Source organism: Pantoea wallisii (genome assembly GCF_002095485.1).
GTDB classification, from domain to species: Bacteria; Pseudomonadota; Gammaproteobacteria; order Enterobacterales; family Enterobacteriaceae; genus Pantoea; species Pantoea wallisii.
In genome coordinates, this window is the sequence record NZ_MLFS01000035.1 from 18,384 (window position 1) to 33,799 (window position 15,416).

15 protein-coding genes are annotated in these 15,416 nt (G+C 55.0%); 5 read left to right on the forward strand and 10 right to left on the reverse strand.

Going from position 1 to position 15,416, the window contains the following annotated elements:
- Position 1: 1 nt before the first annotated feature.
- The 3 genes from HA48_RS22540 to HA48_RS13200 are packed head-to-tail and all read right to left on the reverse strand — an operon-like array spanning position 2 to position 1,402.
- Positions 2 to 226, reverse strand: a complete 225-nt coding sequence (locus tag HA48_RS22540) for an alpha/beta fold hydrolase (RefSeq protein WP_244182845.1) — start codon at positions 224 to 226, stop codon at positions 2 to 4.
- Positions 205 to 828, reverse strand: a complete 624-nt coding sequence (locus HA48_RS13195; protein ID WP_244182846.1) for an alpha/beta hydrolase — start codon at positions 826 to 828, stop codon at positions 205 to 207. Before HA48_RS13195 ends, HA48_RS22540 begins: the two co-directional genes overlap by 22 nt.
- Complete coding sequence (locus HA48_RS13200; RefSeq protein ID WP_128601725.1) at positions 800 to 1,402, reverse strand: amino acid synthesis family protein; 603 nt, start codon at positions 1,400 to 1,402, stop codon at positions 800 to 802. The genes HA48_RS13195 and HA48_RS13200 overlap by 29 nt, the downstream gene beginning before the upstream one ends.
- A 596-nt stretch (positions 1,403 to 1,998) precedes the next feature.
- Between HA48_RS13200 and HA48_RS13205 the strand changes: the two genes are divergently transcribed.
- Both HA48_RS13205 and HA48_RS13210 read left to right on the forward strand, forming a co-directional pair.
- Positions 1,999 to 2,640, forward strand: a complete 642-nt coding sequence (locus tag HA48_RS13205; RefSeq protein WP_244182847.1) for a GntR family transcriptional regulator — start codon at positions 1,999 to 2,001, stop codon at positions 2,638 to 2,640.
- Complete coding sequence (locus tag HA48_RS13210) at positions 2,640 to 2,927, forward strand: DUF1330 domain-containing protein (protein WP_128601727.1); 288 nt, start codon at positions 2,640 to 2,642, stop codon at positions 2,925 to 2,927. Before HA48_RS13205 ends, HA48_RS13210 begins: the two co-directional genes overlap by 1 nt.
- Before the next feature lie 36 nt (positions 2,928 to 2,963).
- Here HA48_RS13210 and HA48_RS13215 read toward each other — a convergent pair whose 3' ends face one another.
- The 4 genes from HA48_RS13215 to HA48_RS13230 all read right to left on the reverse strand — a co-directional run bounded on the left by HA48_RS13215 (position 2,964) and on the right by HA48_RS13230 (position 8,046).
- Positions 2,964 to 4,283, reverse strand: coding sequence for an NAD(P)/FAD-dependent oxidoreductase (locus HA48_RS13215; protein WP_128601728.1), 1,320 nt, complete (start codon positions 4,281 to 4,283; stop codon positions 2,964 to 2,966).
- Positions 4,284 to 4,641: 358 nt separating this feature from the next.
- Entirely contained in the window at positions 4,642 to 5,343 is a 702-nt protein-coding gene (locus tag HA48_RS13220) for a GntR family transcriptional regulator (RefSeq protein ID WP_128601729.1), read from the reverse strand.
- A 294-nt stretch (positions 5,344 to 5,637) separates the two neighbouring features.
- Positions 5,638 to 7,134 (reverse strand): aldehyde dehydrogenase, encoded by a 1,497-nt coding sequence (locus tag HA48_RS13225; protein ID WP_128601730.1) that lies wholly within the window; start codon positions 7,132 to 7,134, stop codon positions 5,638 to 5,640.
- A gap of 9 nt (positions 7,135 to 7,143) precedes the next feature.
- A complete protein-coding gene (locus HA48_RS13230) occupies positions 7,144 to 8,046 on the reverse strand; it encodes a dihydrodipicolinate synthase family protein (RefSeq protein ID WP_208613134.1) in 903 nt (300 codons plus the stop codon).
- 384 nt (positions 8,047 to 8,430) lie between these two features.
- On the opposite strand from HA48_RS13230, the gene yddG reads away from it, so the two are divergent.
- Together yddG and HA48_RS13240 are read left to right on the forward strand one after the other, a co-directional pair.
- Positions 8,431 to 9,345: an aromatic amino acid DMT transporter YddG gene (yddG, locus tag HA48_RS13235; RefSeq protein ID WP_128601731.1), complete on the forward strand. Its 915-nt coding sequence runs from the start codon at positions 8,431 to 8,433 to the stop codon at positions 9,343 to 9,345.
- Positions 9,346 to 9,652: 307 nt separating this feature from the next.
- The gene (locus HA48_RS13240) at positions 9,653 to 11,035 is read left to right on the forward strand and encodes an MFS transporter (RefSeq protein ID WP_128601732.1); all 1,383 of its coding nucleotides are present in this window, start codon (positions 9,653 to 9,655) and stop codon (positions 11,033 to 11,035) included.
- Positions 11,036 to 11,120: 85 nt separating this feature from the next.
- On the opposite strand, the gene HA48_RS13245 is transcribed toward HA48_RS13240, so the two are convergent.
- Both HA48_RS13245 and HA48_RS13250 read right to left on the reverse strand, forming a co-directional pair.
- Positions 11,121 to 12,149, reverse strand: coding sequence for a GlxA family transcriptional regulator (locus HA48_RS13245; RefSeq protein WP_128601733.1), 1,029 nt, complete (start codon positions 12,147 to 12,149; stop codon positions 11,121 to 11,123).
- The gene (locus HA48_RS13250) at positions 12,127 to 12,615 is read right to left on the reverse strand and encodes a MarR family winged helix-turn-helix transcriptional regulator (RefSeq protein ID WP_128601734.1); all 489 of its coding nucleotides are present in this window, start codon (positions 12,613 to 12,615) and stop codon (positions 12,127 to 12,129) included. Before HA48_RS13250 ends, HA48_RS13245 begins: the two co-directional genes overlap by 23 nt.
- 265 nt (positions 12,616 to 12,880) lie before the next feature.
- Here HA48_RS13250 and HA48_RS13255 point away from each other — a divergent pair, with 265 nt between their 5' ends.
- Entirely contained in the window at positions 12,881 to 14,341 is a 1,461-nt protein-coding gene (locus HA48_RS13255; protein WP_128601735.1) for a UbiD family decarboxylase, read from the forward strand.
- 30 nt (positions 14,342 to 14,371) lie between these two features.
- Here HA48_RS13255 and HA48_RS13260 read toward each other — a convergent pair whose 3' ends face one another.
- On the reverse strand, positions 14,372 to 15,385 hold the full coding sequence (locus HA48_RS13260) for a GlxA family transcriptional regulator (RefSeq protein WP_244182848.1): 1,014 nt from the start codon (positions 15,383 to 15,385) through the stop codon (positions 14,372 to 14,374).
- Positions 15,386 to 15,416 lie beyond the last annotated feature (31 nt).

Genomic DNA, 15,416 nt, shown 5'->3' on the forward strand with positions numbered 1-15,416 from the left:
GTTACTCCTTAACAGGCTCTTTTGGCGTGACGGCGCTGGCAATCGGCTGAAGAAATGACATGATCTCCTCATTTACCCGGTCGGCATCCGTCAGGTTCAACATGTGTCTGGCGTTATAGACCACCACGGCCTGACCGCGAGGCGCGGCCTGGGCCATCTGGCGCGTCATCTCCGGGCTGGAGTTGGCATCCAGCTCCCCGGTCATCACCAGCACCGGACACTGCATTTCATTCCAGCGATCGGAGTAAAACCGATCGCCCTCGGCAAACGCCTGGTAAGCCCGGGCGTAGCATCAAGGTTCACCTGCTGCAACCACGCGCCGACTTTGTTGCGCAGCGGCTGCTCGTGGCGACCGGTGCTGAACCAGCGGTCCAGCGGCGCATCCAGGCAGACATCCCCGCTCGCCAGCTCCAGTGCGCGTTTCACCACCGCTTCACGGGCTTCTGGCGAACGCTTGTAGACGCCGCTGATAACAATGGCGTGATTGACCAGCTGCGGATAATCGATCGCCAGTCCGGCAGTAATCAGCGCCCCCATCGAGTGTCCGGCCACGGCAAAACTGCGCTCCGGCTGGGTGCGCAGAAACGCAGCCAGCCACTGAACGTAATCCTTCAGGGTGGCGGCATGGCGGAACCCACTGCTCTCACCGTGGCCGGGCATATCCAGCGCGATAACGCGGAACCTGCGGCTCAGCACCTCAATTTGTGGAAACCAGGCTTCGGCATTCATGCCAACGCCGTGGAGCAACACCAGCGGCGCGCCCTGGCCGGCCTCCAGATAGCTAACCCGGAGGCTGGGATCAGACAGCTGCTGGATTTTTCTGGTCATGGCCTAACTCTTTCAGGTCGAGGTAACGGTTACCGATGCGATGATGCGGACGGCCGCCCAGGGCTGCGCCGAGCGCAATGACGATCTCGTCGTTAAATGGCGCATCGTTGATGTTGAACTGCGTGGTGAGGTAGTGCTCACGCGTGCCTTCGTCGTCGGTGCCCATCATCGGTACCAGGATCGGCGTATTCGCCGGACCGCGCGTATTGTTAAACGCCAGATAGGTCTTGCCCTTTACCGCCGAGCGATAGTGGTTGCCGAAATGCAGGGTATGAATTAGCGCGGAGGCGTGCTCCAGTTCGCCCTCCAGACCCACCACCGCGCTTTTGCCGTAAGCGACAACGCGATCGCCGCCGCCCGCTTCTTTAACGATCAGTCCGGTCAACAGCTCGCCCAGCACGGGTGCCATCTCGCGAATTTTCGGCGCCAGATCTTCCACAAAGCCTGCACCGGCCCACGGATTTTTGACCACTGCAGCCGCAGCAATCATCACCAGCGGCGTGGTGGCCGCTTTACCGCCGTCTGCGTAGAGGGTTTCGGTGGTGACGATGGTTTTACGTATATCGGGATGCATAGTGGGACCTCATTCAAGTTAACGAGTTGTTACGTCAATGTGTGGTGAATGGGTATAACATCGCGATTTAAGGTATGTCAAAAGTTGGTATACCATCATACAAACTGACAGAGTGATGGGATTTAGCTATGCTTCTCGCGATGTAACTGCTGGTTGTGACTGAAGAAAATGACCCGGACGCTACACCGCCACCGGAATGATGAGACGGGTTACGCCGTATGTGACTAAGCTCAAAAATTCAGATGCGCGGGAGGGAGCTCTGCCAACTTATATTGCTGATAGTAAAAGTGATTTTTTTTGGGCGTTCCGGCAGTGCTTATTTTTGTGCAACGCATATCGAAAGTGTGAGCAAGCGCCATGTTCAGCATTGCAGCCACCCCCGGAAGTTTGGTTTTTGCAGAGACGTACTGAACGCAATCCCGACGGCACCCGGATGCGGACACGGATATTAGCGCGGTGCTGGCGTTGCTTTCGTCCGGAAAAGAGTGCTAATAGTAAAAAGCAGTTGAATTTTATTAGCGCGAAGGCTGAATTCTTATTTCAACATAGAGAAGATTATGGTTGCGAGTCACTCCTTAAAAATTGAAAACACGCCAGTGACATTACGCGAGCTTGCGCTGGCAAAAATTCGTCAGGCAATTATTTCGGGCTATTTCAAAGCGGGAGATCGTTTAGTTGAACGCAATCTGTGCGAGGAGTTAGGCGTTAGCCGCACCGTGGTGCGTGAAGTGATTCGCTACCTTGAGGCCGAAGGATTAATTGAAAATCTGCCGAAAAAAGGACCTATCGTGGCGGTATTGACCTGGGAGGTCGCCGAGCAGATTTACGATATTCGCCTGCTGCTGGAGTCAGAAGCGGCAAAAGATTGTGCGACCGTTGCTACGCGCGATGATAAAAAAAATCTGCACCAGAAATTACTGCGCATTGCGAAAGCCTCGCGCGATCAGGACGATATTGAGCGCGTGGAAGCCTCACAGGATTTTTATGAAGCGCTGTTTTCGATTGCAAAACATCACATTGCCTGGGAGATCGTACAGCGACTTAACAGCCGTATCAGTCGCCTGCGTGCGCTAACGCTGCGCAGCCCGGCGCGTCAGGTCGCTGGTTTTGAACGCATGTCACGTATTTACGAAGCCATTGAAGAGAATAATGCGCAGCAGGCCAAAGAGGCCGTGATTCAGCATTTGACCGAAGCCGCCAGTTTGGCAAAGTCAATTTTGACCACCGAGGAGAAATAATGCCCGCTTACTGGATTGCCCACGTGACTATTGATGATGAGGCGCAATATCAACACTATATTGATTTAGCGCCGCTGGCTTTTCGCAAATATCAGGCTAAATTTCTTGCGCGCGGTGAAAATGCCACCTCACTTGAGGGCGAGACATTCGTTAAACACGTTGTCATTGAATTTCCCGATTATCAAACCGCGCTGGCGTGTTATCACTCCGAAGAGTATCAGCTGGCGCGTCAGCAACGTATTGATGTGGCAAAGGCCATGATCACCATTGTTGACGGCCTGGCCTGATCGCTGTTTCTGGCCGCCTGCGCGGCGGCTGGCGCATTAAATTTCCATGCCGGCGCGGAACTGGCCCCACTTCAGCACCGAATTGACCCCGATCGACAGGAACGGCTCCGGCGGCGTCTGATTAGGTCCCGGCGACCGGGTAAGGAAGTCGATCAGCTCATGCCGCTTGCCAGCGATGAGATCCGCAATCAGTTTTCCGGTTGCGGTGCCGCGCGTGATGCCAAGACCGTTACAGCAGAGTGCGCCGTATACATTCGGTGCCAGTTTGCCAAAGAAGCCTTCATGATTTTCAGACAGGCAGATCGCCCCGCTCCAGGTATACTCAAAATCGACTTTTGGCAGCATCGGGAAACGGCGCTCAAACGATTTGCGATGGTTCTCCAGATATTGACTCAGATACTTTTCGCGCGGGCGACCATCCGGATGGAAGCTAAAGCTGTTACGCACCAGGATACGGTTGTCCACGGTACGGCGTATCGTACTGCCAAATGGGTGCGCCGGAATGACACCCCACACGGGTTTCCCCCCGAGCCGGGCCTGCTCCTCTGCGGTTAACTGACGCGACAAGCTACCGTAGAGGAAAGTCGGCAGCAGACGGCGCTGCAGGAAGCCAAAGTGCGAAGCAAAGCCGTTGTTCGCGAGGATCAGCGTATCGGCAGTGATGCTGCCGCGATCGTGAATCAGAGTCACTTTATCGCCGTAATCAATGGAGGTGATCGGCGTATACTCATAGAGCGTGACGTTGGACGGCAGACTATCCGCCAACCCTTTTACCAGCGCTGAGGGTTGTAACAGGATGGTGCCGGGAATAAACAGCGCCTGCTTATAGTAAGCAGTGCCGATATGTTCAGGCAGATCGCTACCGGCAATCATCTGTGAATCGCGGCCGATTTTTGCCAGCCCGCTACGATACGCCTCCAGGATAGCAATGCCCTGCTCGCTGACCGCCGCCTGATATTTGCCAGATTCCGACATCTGGCACTCAATGCTGTACTTCTGCACAATTTCACGCAGATAGTTTTGCCCCAGCGTATTGAGCTTAAGCACCAGATTCGCCGTGGTCACATCACCGATATAATCTTTCGCACCAATATCATGCGGGACATCGATGGCGAAGCCGGCGTTACGTCCGGCAGAGCCGTACCCAACCTCCTGCGCTTCAATCAGTACCACTTCGTCATCCGGGAAATGGGTCGCCAGCTGACGCGCAGCGGCCAGGCCGGTGAGGCCCGCACCGACAATCGCGAAACGCGCTCTCTTTTGACCAATATGCGCAGGACGCGGCGTGCGGGCGCGGCTGGTATGAAACCAGCCCGGCATCGAATCATCGGCGGGCAGAGACGTTATCTTTTGCAATTCAGTTACTCCCGTACACTTTCGTTATTTCGCAGCCGGCGGTAGAACCGGTACGAAGCAGGGTTTATTTTTTGGTGTAAAACACAATGGGTGAATGCACTCTCAATGTATATTTCTCGTATACTTGATGTATAAAAATTTACTGATTTTGGCGAAATGTTGTCAATGCGTTCAGCATATGATTGCGTGATGGATCGCAAAATTTTCGAAGTTATTAATGCTGCTGAGATATCGGACAGGCAGGTTGTACGCTGGCAGGGATGAAAAGGGAGTATAAGGTTGTCATGAGTGACGATACGGCAGGCAGGATACCGATTCCCGGCGCAATGATGCGCACCGGGCCGGGTATCCCATCAGATTATTGCTTGTCGCTCTCCGGCGTCTGGATCAGATCATCGGCTTTCAACCCTTGCGGGGCGATGAAAATTTCCATGTTTTCGCGCGATAGCTCCCAGTGCTCAAACACCAAATCCACGACTGCCTGCTCATCGCGCGCTTCAATGGCGGCGATAAAGGCGTCATGGTGCTCTGCGGCCAGCGTTAGCCGGCGCTCCATATCTGCATTTTGCGGGCGGAAAAATGTGTGCCCGATACGGCAGTGATCAATCAGGAGACGCCCCAGGCTCGGTTGCAGATAGGGGTTGGCCGCCATCTCGCCCATGATCTCATGGAAACGATTATTCTCCAGCGCCAGCGCTTCGCCGTCACGGGTTTGTACGGCTTTACGGAAACGCTTTTGGGTCTCTTTTAGCGCTTTTAGCTGCGAAGGTTTGACGTTCTGCACGGCCAGACGACCAATGGCGGCATACACCATCGGCGCGACCAGAAAGAAGTTACGCAGTGTGGCATGGCTCATCGGGATAACGCGCACGCCGCGTTTCTCTACAATCTCCAGATACCCTTCGCCCGCCAGGCGCTGAAATACTTCCCGTACCGGTGTACGTGAAAGACCATACTGCGCTGTCAGGCTGGCTTCATCCAGCAGCGCATCGGGGTCCAGTTCCATGGTTAAAATATGGCGTTTTAAATCTTCGTATAACGCTGCTTTACCCGATCTCAATCCGGCCTCCTGAAATCACTGACGGTGAAATGCACAATCCATAGCAGGTTAACCTACAGAAAAAGTGTGTATACAGCAAAAATAATTGTGGGATATTTCTCGCGCTTTGCGTGAGATCACAGAGGGGAATTTAATGCGATAACAACAGGTTAATAGCAAGGGGCGCCGGGAGGAATTATACTATCCCCGCCCGGTGAAGGCCATGACGGCTATCGGGCACGGCGCAGTGTACAGGGCTTAACACCACGCCGCGCCGATTGGTCAGATAGTTATATCCGGACTCAGTAATAGAGTTTACTCAGCCGGGAGATCAATCCAGATGGTTTTCAGCTCGGTATATTGATCAAGCGCGAACACCGATTTGTCACGCCCACCGAAACCGGACTGCTTATAGCCGCCGAACGGGGTTGTCGCATCCCCTTCACCGAAGCAGTTTACCGTCACGGTTCCGGCACGTACGGCGCGCGAGACACGAATAGCGCGATTCAGCTTGCCGGTATACACCGATGCTGCCAGACCGTAATCGGTATCATTCGCCAGAGCGATAGCTTCCGCTTCGGTTTTGAAGGTGGTCACACACAGCACCGGACCGAAAATCTCCTCGCGGAACAGCGCGCTTTTTGGCGTGACGCCATCAATGATCGTGGGTTGCACGTAAATACCGCGGTCAGTAAACCCGCCCTGCACCACTTTCAGCCCCTCTTTGCGCGCCGTGGTCAGATAACCACTCACCTTGCAGAAGTGATCGGCGGTGATCATGGTGCCAAGACGGTTCTCCGGATCAAGCGGATTGCCCATCCGCCATTCGCCAATCTGTTCAGCCATATGCTTGAGCAGTGCATCTTTCACCTGCTCATGCACCAGCAGGCGGGACGTTGCGGAGCAGTTTTCACCCATGTTCCAGAACGCGCCATTCAGCACATTTGCCGCTACGCTGGCCAGATCGTCGGCATCATCAAACACAATTGCCGGATTTTTCCCGCCGCACTCCAGCACCACCTTTTTCAGGTTAGATTCGGCGGCATAATGCAGGAAGCGGCGGCCGGTGGCGGTAGAACCGGTGAAGCTCACCATATCGATATCCGCATGTAAGCCTATTGGCTCACCAACCTCTTTACCGGTGCCGGTTACGATGTTCAGCACGCCCGCCGGAATGCCCGCTTCGTGGGCCAGTTCGGCCACACGCAGCGCTGTCAACGAGGTTTGTTCAGCCGGTTTCACGATAACCGAACAGCCTGCAGCCAGCGCCGGCCCAATCTTCCACGCCAGCATCAGCAGCGGGAAGTTCCACGGCAGCACGCAACCCACCACACCGATGGGTTCACGCACCACCATCGCCATTGCGCCATTCCCTACTGGTGCCGTGTGATCGTAAAGTTTATCAATGGCTTCCGCATGCCATTTGATTACGTGAATGGTTTCCGGCACATCCACTGCCAGGCACTCGCTAACCGGCTTGCCGCTGTCGAGGCTCTCCAGCACCGCGAGCTGTGTCACTTCCTGTTCCATGAGCGCGGCCAGTTTCAGCAGCACCGCTTTGCGCTCGCCGGGATGCCGTTGGCTCCAGCTGCCTGCCTCAAAGGCGGCACGCGCTGCTTTTACCGCAGCGTCGACATCCTCTGCGTTACAGGCCGCAAGATCTGCCAGGTGCTCGCCGGTCGCCGGGTTGGTGGTTTCCAGCGTGTTACCAGATAGCGCCGCCGTGAAGCGTCCATTGATAAAAGCTTTATCTGCGAAACGCAGCGCACGCGCCACGCTTACTACATCACTCAGCGTTTCAATCTGTTTCATGCCAGCTCCTTACAGCACAGTGACTGCAGCAACATCACGTTTAACGCCTTCAATCACCGCTTTCAGTTGGGCTTTCTCCTCTTCTGCCAGCGCCTGCAGTGGCGCACGCACCGCACCGGTTTTCAGGCCAATCAGCTCTGCACCGTACTTGATCGACTGCACGAACTTACCGCCGTCGAGGAAGTTCATCAGCGGCATCATCGCGGCCATGATTTTGCGGCCTTTATCAAAATCTTTTTCGATAACGCAGGCGTTATAGAGCGCGACATGCTCACGTGGAATGAAGTTGGAGCCCGCGCAAACCCAGCTGCGTGCGCCCCAGGCGAAGAACTCTAAAGCCTGATCGTCCCAGCCGCATGAGAGCGCGATGTTCGGGAATTTACAGGCCAGCAGATGCAGGTTGTTAAAGTCACCGGAACTCTCTTTAATCGCGACCACATTTTTTGAGCGGCTGACTTCACGGAAGTAGGTTTCACCCATGGTGATGCCCATACGACCCGGATAGTTGTAGAGCATGATTGGCAGCTGTGCAGCTTTATCCACGGTCAGCGCGTGATGCGCGTTTTCCAGTTCGGTCGGCAGCGCATACGGCGGTGAGGTCACCAGGATCGCATCGGCTTTATGATCGCGAGCGTGTGTTGCAAACGCCACCGCATCTTCGGTACGAATCGCCCCGGTTCCTACCACCAGCGGCAGTCGGTTACCGATCACTTTACGGGCATGCTCAACCAGCGACAGACGCTCTTCAGTACTTTGTGCATAATACTCGCCGGTTGATCCGCCGATGATGATGCCGTGTACACGCGCTTCAATCAGCGACTCCAGCACATCCGCAAAAGCGGCAAAATCAATACGACCATCTTCTGCGTAAGGGGTAATAGCCGGGGTGTAGATACCATCAAATGTCAACACGATAACCTCCAGGGTGAAATTTAGTCGTAAAGGCAACGCCATCAGGTTGCGTTTGTTAACAATTTGCATACAGTGCGGAAGCAGGTCAATCGGCATAAGTTTTTTGTATACAATGAAAATACAAAGCAAATACTTATTTATGGAATATTTCTACATGCAATTAAAATAAAAATACTTAAAAACAATAAGATAAATAATTATTATTGTTGAATAATTTTTCTATATGAATTCCGATAACGATCACATTCCACGATTCTCGTCCAGCCAGACGTCTTTACACTGCTCATCGGGAAGCATAGTTTTGAGGCTGGCTTTAACCTGGTTTTAACAGGCAATTCTTCACCGTCATTACGGGTGAACACACAGTCATAGAGGTAGCGGGTGATGCCCCAGAAGAAAGCGACGCTCATAGGTTTGATTGCCATCCTGCTGTGGAGCGCGATTGTTGGATTGATAAAAAGCGTCAGTGAAGGTTTCGGGCCGATTGCCGGTGCCGCGCTAATTTATAGCTGCAGCGCGGCGCTGCTGCTGTTCACGGTGGGTTTCCCCAATTTGCGGAGGTTTCCGCGCAGCTATCTGGTCATCGGAAGTGTTCTGTTCGTCTGTTACGAACTCTGCCTCTCGCTGTCACTTGGCTTTACGCATAATGGTCGCCAGGCCATTGAAGTGGGCATGGTGAATTACCTCTGGCCGAGCATGACCATCGTGCTGGCGGTCGTGATTAACCGGCAAAGAACCAGCCCGTTAATTATTCCTGGTGTCATATTAGCCATTGCCGGTATTTGTCGTGTACTGGGCGGCGATCGGGGCTTCTCTTTCAGCGAAATGGCGCACAATGTTATGGACAATCCGCTGAGCTATGGTCTGGCTTTTAGCGGTGCGATCATCTGGTCAGTTTATTGCGTTGTCACAAAGAAAATAGCCAACGGTCACAACGGGATAACGCTGTTCTTTATTTTAACTGCGCTGACGTTATGGGTTAAATTTCTGGTTTCACCCCAGCCCGCATTTATTTTGTCGTTTCAGGTATGGGTTTGCCTGGCGCTTGCAGCGATGGCGATGGGCTTCGGTTATGCCGCGTGGAACGTCGGCATTCTGCATGGCAACGTTACCGTTTTAGCCGCAGCTTCGTACTTCATCCCTATCATTTCGTCTATTTTAGCTGCAGTAATCCTCGATTCCACACTGACAATCTCTTTCTGGCAGGGCACGGCTATGGTCAGCCTCGGCTCGCTGGTGTGTTGGTGGTCAACGCGCACGGTTGCCAGCCATAAGCTCAGCAGTAAAACCGTGGAGTAGTGACGGGAGGAATCTCCTCCCATATAAAAAAACTATTACAACTCAGACAAACGCAAACGCATTATTCATCCGACCCTTTTCACACCGGAGGATTTTTAAATGACCGTTCCAGATTAATTATTTACTCACCTGATATCAGCTATGGATATCATTTTCGAATCATGACAGGTTTATATTCTCTTCGGCGTCCTTATGAACAATAAGGCGATAGCGTCATGTATCTGCGGTAAGCATTCATCGCTCAATATGCTTATTTCAGCCGCGCTATTACCTGATTATTTACGCGCCGGAGAAACAGGAGTTAACAATGGCTAATAATATTTCTGTTGAAGATGTACCGATCAGTCGTTTTCATCGCCTGCTAACGGTGCGTTCCGGCGGCGGTTCATTTGTAGATGGTTATGTGCTGAGCATTATCGGCATCGCGATGACCCAAGTCTCACCGGCATTAGGGCTAAGCGCATTTTGGGAAGGCTTAATTGCCGCTTCTGCGCTGATTGGCATCTTCTTTGGCGGCTTTATGGGCGGCGCATTGACTGACCGTTTTGGTCGCCGTCGCATCTACTTCGTCGGGCCAACGCTGTTTGTCCTCTGCTCGGTTGCGCAATTTTGGGTGCAGAGCGGTGAAATGCTCTTTGTGCTGCGCTTTCTGACCGGTATCGCCGTTGGCATCGAATATCCGGTTGCTACCGCGTTTTTGGTGGAGTTTATGCCGAAGCGCTCGCGTGGGCCTTGCCTGGCAACGCTGACCATTCTGTGGTTTGCCGGTGCGGCTATGGCCTATCTGGCGGGTGGCGCTATCCTTAATCTGGGCGGTACCGACGCCTGGCGCTGGGCGCTGGCCAGCACAGCAGTGATTGGTGCGCTCCTGTTTCTGGTGCGTCTGGGAACGCCAGAATCGCCACGCTGGTTGCTCAGTAAAGGGCGTGCAGCGGAGGCCGAAGCCATTATCCGCCGCGTCTATGGCGCCAGCTTCGGCCTGAAAAACCTGTCGCAGCAAGCCGAGAGCAAAAAGCTCTCATTCCTTCATCTGCTGCACTCCGGTTATGGCAAACGCATGGCGTTTGTGACTATTTTCTGGACCTGTTCGGTGATTCCGGTGTTTGCAGTCTACGCCTTTGCACCCAAAGTGCTGGAAGCGCTGCATTTAAGCGGTGACTGGGCGGCGTATGGTTCCATCGCCATTACGCTTCTTTTTGTGGTGGGCTGCGTGCTTGCTACGCGCATGGTGAATACCCTTGGCCGTCGTAAGTTGCTGCTCCATAGCTTTTTGTGGTCTGGTCTGGCTCTGTTGCTGCTGGGGGCGCTCCGTGATGGACCGTCCATGGTTATCCTGATTCTGTTTGGTGCGTATGCGCTATTCATCGGCGGTGCACAGGTGCTGCAGCTGGTCTATCCGAATGAGATCTTCCCGACGGTGATTCGCGCCGGTGCGGTGGGCATCGGTACTTCGATGTCGCGTATTGGCGCGGCGGTAGGTACTTATCTGATCCCCATCTCCCTGCAATCTATCGGTATTGGCCCTACCATGTATATCGCTGCCGCGATCACGCTTCTCGGTCTGCTGGTATCGTGGTTCCTCGCGCCGGAAACCGCCGCACGCAGCCTGGAAGACGCCGCCTCGCTGGATGATGAAAGCACGCCTCAGACGCAGCATGTCAGCGGTAGCTGGTCTAAACATACCGGCTAAGCGGGCACTTACTCAGTAAGACGTTGCAGGGCGGCCCGGTTTTCAGGGCCGCCTGCATGATCGGTCTGCCGTGCAGCGCATCCCTCTACTCTTTCACCAGCCGTTCGACTACGCGCCGCCGTTTTCTGAATGAACTTGGTGTTTCGCCATACTGTTTACGGAACCAGGCGATCAGGTGAGACGCGTCGGCAAAGCCGGTTGCTGCGGCAATGGCATTGATACTGTTGCTGGAATCAGCCATCAGCTTGCGTGCATGCTCCAGCCGCATCCGGCGCCAGTAAACGGCGGCCGAGTAGCCGGTACATTTGCTGAAAATCAAATTTAGCTGGCGAAACGTCACGCCGGCAAATCCGGCCACATCAGCCAGCGGCACCGGTGAATCCAGGTGGTGTTTCATAAACTCGATCACCTTATTCACCAGGTCATTCTCGTAGACATCCGGTTCGTTAAGCATGTTTTGGGGCGGGACTTTTTTCACCGGCGCGGCCGGCTCTTCCACCAGCAGATACTTCAGCACCTTCTGAGAGCGTACTAACCCGCAGTGCTGACGAATCAGGTCGGCGGCCAGATCAATTGCCGTGCCGCCAGGGCATGAGATGATGCCGCCATCTTTGATATAGGTTTTATCAATCACCGGAATGGCTTTGGGAAAACGCAGGCGGAACTCATCACGCGTGGTGAAATGAATCGCGCAGTGACGGCCATCCAGTAACCCGGCATTACCCGCGACAAAGGCGCCGCTGCACAACGTAATGATCGGGATATTACGCGCGTGCAGCGCGCGCAGCGCCTCCAGTAACCACTGCGGTGGCTGACGCGTCTCCTCCAGTAATCCGCCTGCTACCACGAAATAGTCCCAGCGCGTGCTGAAATCTAACGTTGCAGTCGGTGAGACCGGCAATCCGCAGCTGGCGGTCACCGGCTGATTGTCACAGGTCATCCACTCCCAGCGGCAGAAGATCTGCCGGCTGCTGAAGGATTCATCCGCGGCAAAACGCAGGGACTCCACCAGCCCGGCAACTGACGCGAGCGTAAAACTTTTCATCAGCAAAAAACCGATAGTGAGATCGGGTTTTGGCTCAGCGAGGTATTCAGCGTCCGTTGTGTGCGGCATCTTTTTCAGGTTCCTGCAATCCACCCAGCTTACTGAGCAAGCGCTTCAGGTCGGCAATATCCTGCGCATTGAGGTCGGCGGCGATCATCTGCTCCGCGCGTTTGGCCTGCGCCACCATCTGCTGCAGCATCGCTTCGCCGGCTGCAGTCATAGAGACCCGCTTACGGCGGCGATTGCTGGCGTCTGTTTCCACCTGCAGCAAGCCACTTTTGCTCATACGATCGATCAGATAAGTGCCGGTGGCTTTATCAAATCCGGCGCGGTTGCCCAGCGTTTGCTGATCGCAGGATGTCTCCTCCGCTAGCACCACCAGAATGGCATATTGCACCGCCGAAAGACCGGTATCAACGCACTGTGACCAGCAGTAAGTCGAGTGCTGGCCTGCACGCCGTACCAGATGCATTAACGAACAATCGCCGTGCGGCCACAAGGGGGCAGCGAGAATTAAGTCAGAATTTTGTGACATCGGTGTGCTTGACTCCTTAAAACGGCAATCTTATAGTTCGAACACAAACAGTTTGAGATTTAACTATACAGTATATCGGTCTCCGGATGAAGCGGATTACCGGCGTGCCCGGCGGGGAGGCGCACTGATGCTACCGCCCATGTGCCCTCTCTACAACCTGTCGGCATCGCTTCAGGTCCATCCCGCCTGTGCGCATGTCGGCTACGCCCGGTAATACACTGAACCGGTCTGCGCCTCTGTTCCCCTACGGCTTAAGGAGAGCCTGATGAAATATTATGGTGATTTACGCAGCTTCATCGCTGCCCTCGATGAGATGGGCGACATCATGCACGTGCACCGCGAGGTGGACGGTGATTTTGAGCCCAGCGCGATCACGCGCCGCAGCTATGAAATAGCATCACCGGCTCCGCTGTTCCATAACGTAGCGGGCGTGGCTCGCGGTTTTCGTCTGTTCGGCGCGCCAGCTTCGCTATCTTCACGTCGGGATATGCCGTATGCGCGCGTTGCCATGTCGCTGGGCCTGGCCCCGGACTCCAGCGGACCGGAGATTATTGAAGCCCTGTCAGCGGCACGTTTTAAACCGGGGATTCCGCCCGTACGCGTTTCATCAGCTGACGCTGAGTGCCAGCAAAATATCCTGCGCGGTGACGATGCCACCCTGGATCGCTTCCCGATCCCTTTTGCGCATGACAAAGATGGCGGCCGCTATGCAAACACCTGGGGCACGTTGATTGTCAAAACGCCGGACGGGAAATGGGTGAACTGGTCAATTGCGCGCGTAATGAAAGTGGACGGTAAACGCATGGTCGGTTTGATCGTCCCCAGCCAGCATATCGGTCAGATCTGGACCCAATGGGTTGAACGCGGCGAGCCCATGCCCTATGCGCTGGTGCAGGGGCCGGCGCCGGCCATCTCGTGCGTTTCCGGCATTCCGATTCCGGCCAATGCCGATGAAGCCGACTACATTGGCACACTTGCGGGCGAACCGGTGCCGGTGGTGAAAGCGATCAGTATCGATCTTGATGTGCCCGCCACGGCTGAGATAGTGATTGAAGGGCATGTATCGATCGCGCGCGACTGCCAGGAGGGCCCGTACGGCGAGTATGGCGGTTACCTGGGAGAAGGCTCCTCGGCGCAACCGACCTTCCATGTCGAAACCATTACCCATCGCCATAATCCAATCTGGCCGATGTCAATTACCGGCCGTCCGGTTGATGAGTCGCATACGCTATGGGCAATGGGGCTGGCCGCCGATGCGCTGACTTACCTGCGTGAAGCGGGTCTGCCGGTTAAAACTACCTGGATTCCGGAAGATTCTACCGTGCACTGGCTGCTGGTGGTGATGCCACAGGCCTGGCGCGATAGCGTGCCAGGCGTGACCAGTGAGGCGCTGGCGCAGCGTATCGGCGACATCCTGTTTAAAACCAGCGCCATGGTGTTTATCCCAAAAGTGTATGTGGTCGATGATGACTTTGATCCCACCAATCTGCGCGAAGTGGTGTGGGCGCTATCAACCCGCGTACACCCTACAGGTCGTCGCGTGGTGTTTGAAGACCAGCGCGTGATCCGTTTGCCACAGTGTTACGACGAAGCGGAATACGTTGCCGGTAAAGGGCCAAAAGTGGTGTTTGATACGCTGCAAACCCAGCGCCATTTACATGCCTCATTTGCTCAGGGATATCCTGAAGAGGTACGTCAGCGCGTACTGGACAACTGGCCTGAGTAAGACCTGCTGGCGACGCTTTCGGGTCGCCGCTCAGGCTCCCTCGGCCGGGATAGACATTTTGCGATAATGCGAGGGTGTCATGCCGGTGATTTTAATAAAGGCGCGCCGCATGACATCCGCGCTGCGATAACCACAGGCAGCCGGAATCGTCTTGAGCGGCAGCGCCGGATTCTCCAGCAGCGTACGTGCCTGTGCGATGCGCGCGCGCTCCAGCCATGCGCCGGGCTGAATATGCAACGCCTGATTAAATAGCCGCGTAAGATGACGCGTACTCAGATTCATGTGCGCCGCCAAATCCTCCACCCCCTTGATCTCCGCCAGATTCGCCAGCGCCCAGCGCTGCATTGCCTGCAAAGCGCTACGCCCGGCCAGCGAGGTCTGCTGCTTACGCACAAAGTGGCTTTGATTGACCGGTCGCTGGAAAAACATCACCAGATTGGCCGCGATCTCCTGCGTCAGTTCACGCCCCAAATCCTCTTCCACCAGTCGCAGCGCCAGATCCAGACCCGAGGTGACGCCTGCTGCGGTGCGTAGCGGGCCATCCGCCACATACAGGGCATCAGCTTCAACCTGTGCATCCGGAAGCTGCATTGCCAGCGCATCAGCGCAGGCCCAGTGTGTCGTCACTTTTTTACCGTTCAGCAGTCCGGTCTGCGCCAGCAGGAGCGCACCGCTGCACACCGAGCCATAGCGTTGGCTGCGCTGGCACAGCGCCACGATCTGCGCACGCTGCTGCGCAGAGAGCTGCCGCTGGCTGGCATCCGGCGCACCGGCAACCAAAAAAGTGTGTGGATTATGGTCAGCAGCCTGACTCAACAGCTGGTCTGCCCGTAACCGCACGCCAGAGGAGCAGGTAACGTCAGCCTCCTCCAGCGCCATGACGCTAAGCCGATAAACGGGCCGCCTGAGTAGCCGGTTAGCCTCGGCAAATACATCCAGTGGACCCGACACATCCAGCAGTTGCACACCGGGCACCGCCAACAGGATTATTTGCTGATTGCGCATCGTTTCGCTGTCCCCTTTCATCGCAATGTCTTTAAACATCGCTAAACATAGATTTAAGACATTGTGCCGT

Coding starts and splice junctions, on each gene's coding strand:
- HA48_RS22540 (WP_244182845.1), bottom strand. CDS start 226: ATGCAGTGTCCGGTGCTGGTGATGACCGGGGAGCTGGATGCCAACTCC.
- HA48_RS13195 (WP_244182846.1), bottom strand. CDS start 828: ATGACCAGAAAAATCCAGCAGCTGTCTGATCCCAGCCTCCGGGTTAGC.
- HA48_RS13200 (WP_128601725.1), bottom strand. CDS start 1,402: ATGCATCCCGATATACGTAAAACCATCGTCACCACCGAAACCCTCTAC.
- HA48_RS13210 (WP_128601727.1), top strand. CDS start 2,640: ATGCCCGCTTACTGGATTGCCCACGTGACTATTGATGATGAGGCGCAA.
- HA48_RS13225 (WP_128601730.1), bottom strand. CDS start 7,134: ATGAAACAGATTGAAACGCTGAGTGATGTAGTAAGCGTGGCGCGTGCG.
- yddG (WP_128601731.1), top strand. CDS start 8,431: ATGCCCCAGAAGAAAGCGACGCTCATAGGTTTGATTGCCATCCTGCTG.
- HA48_RS13240 (WP_128601732.1), top strand. CDS start 9,653: ATGGCTAATAATATTTCTGTTGAAGATGTACCGATCAGTCGTTTTCAT.
- HA48_RS13245 (WP_128601733.1), bottom strand. CDS start 12,149: ATGCCGCACACAACGGACGCTGAATACCTCGCTGAGCCAAAACCCGAT.
- HA48_RS13250 (WP_128601734.1), bottom strand. CDS start 12,615: ATGTCACAAAATTCTGACTTAATTCTCGCTGCCCCCTTGTGGCCGCAC.
- HA48_RS13255 (WP_128601735.1), top strand. CDS start 12,881: ATGAAATATTATGGTGATTTACGCAGCTTCATCGCTGCCCTCGATGAG.
- HA48_RS13260 (WP_244182848.1), bottom strand. CDS start 15,385: ATGTTTAAAGACATTGCGATGAAAGGGGACAGCGAAACGATGCGCAAT.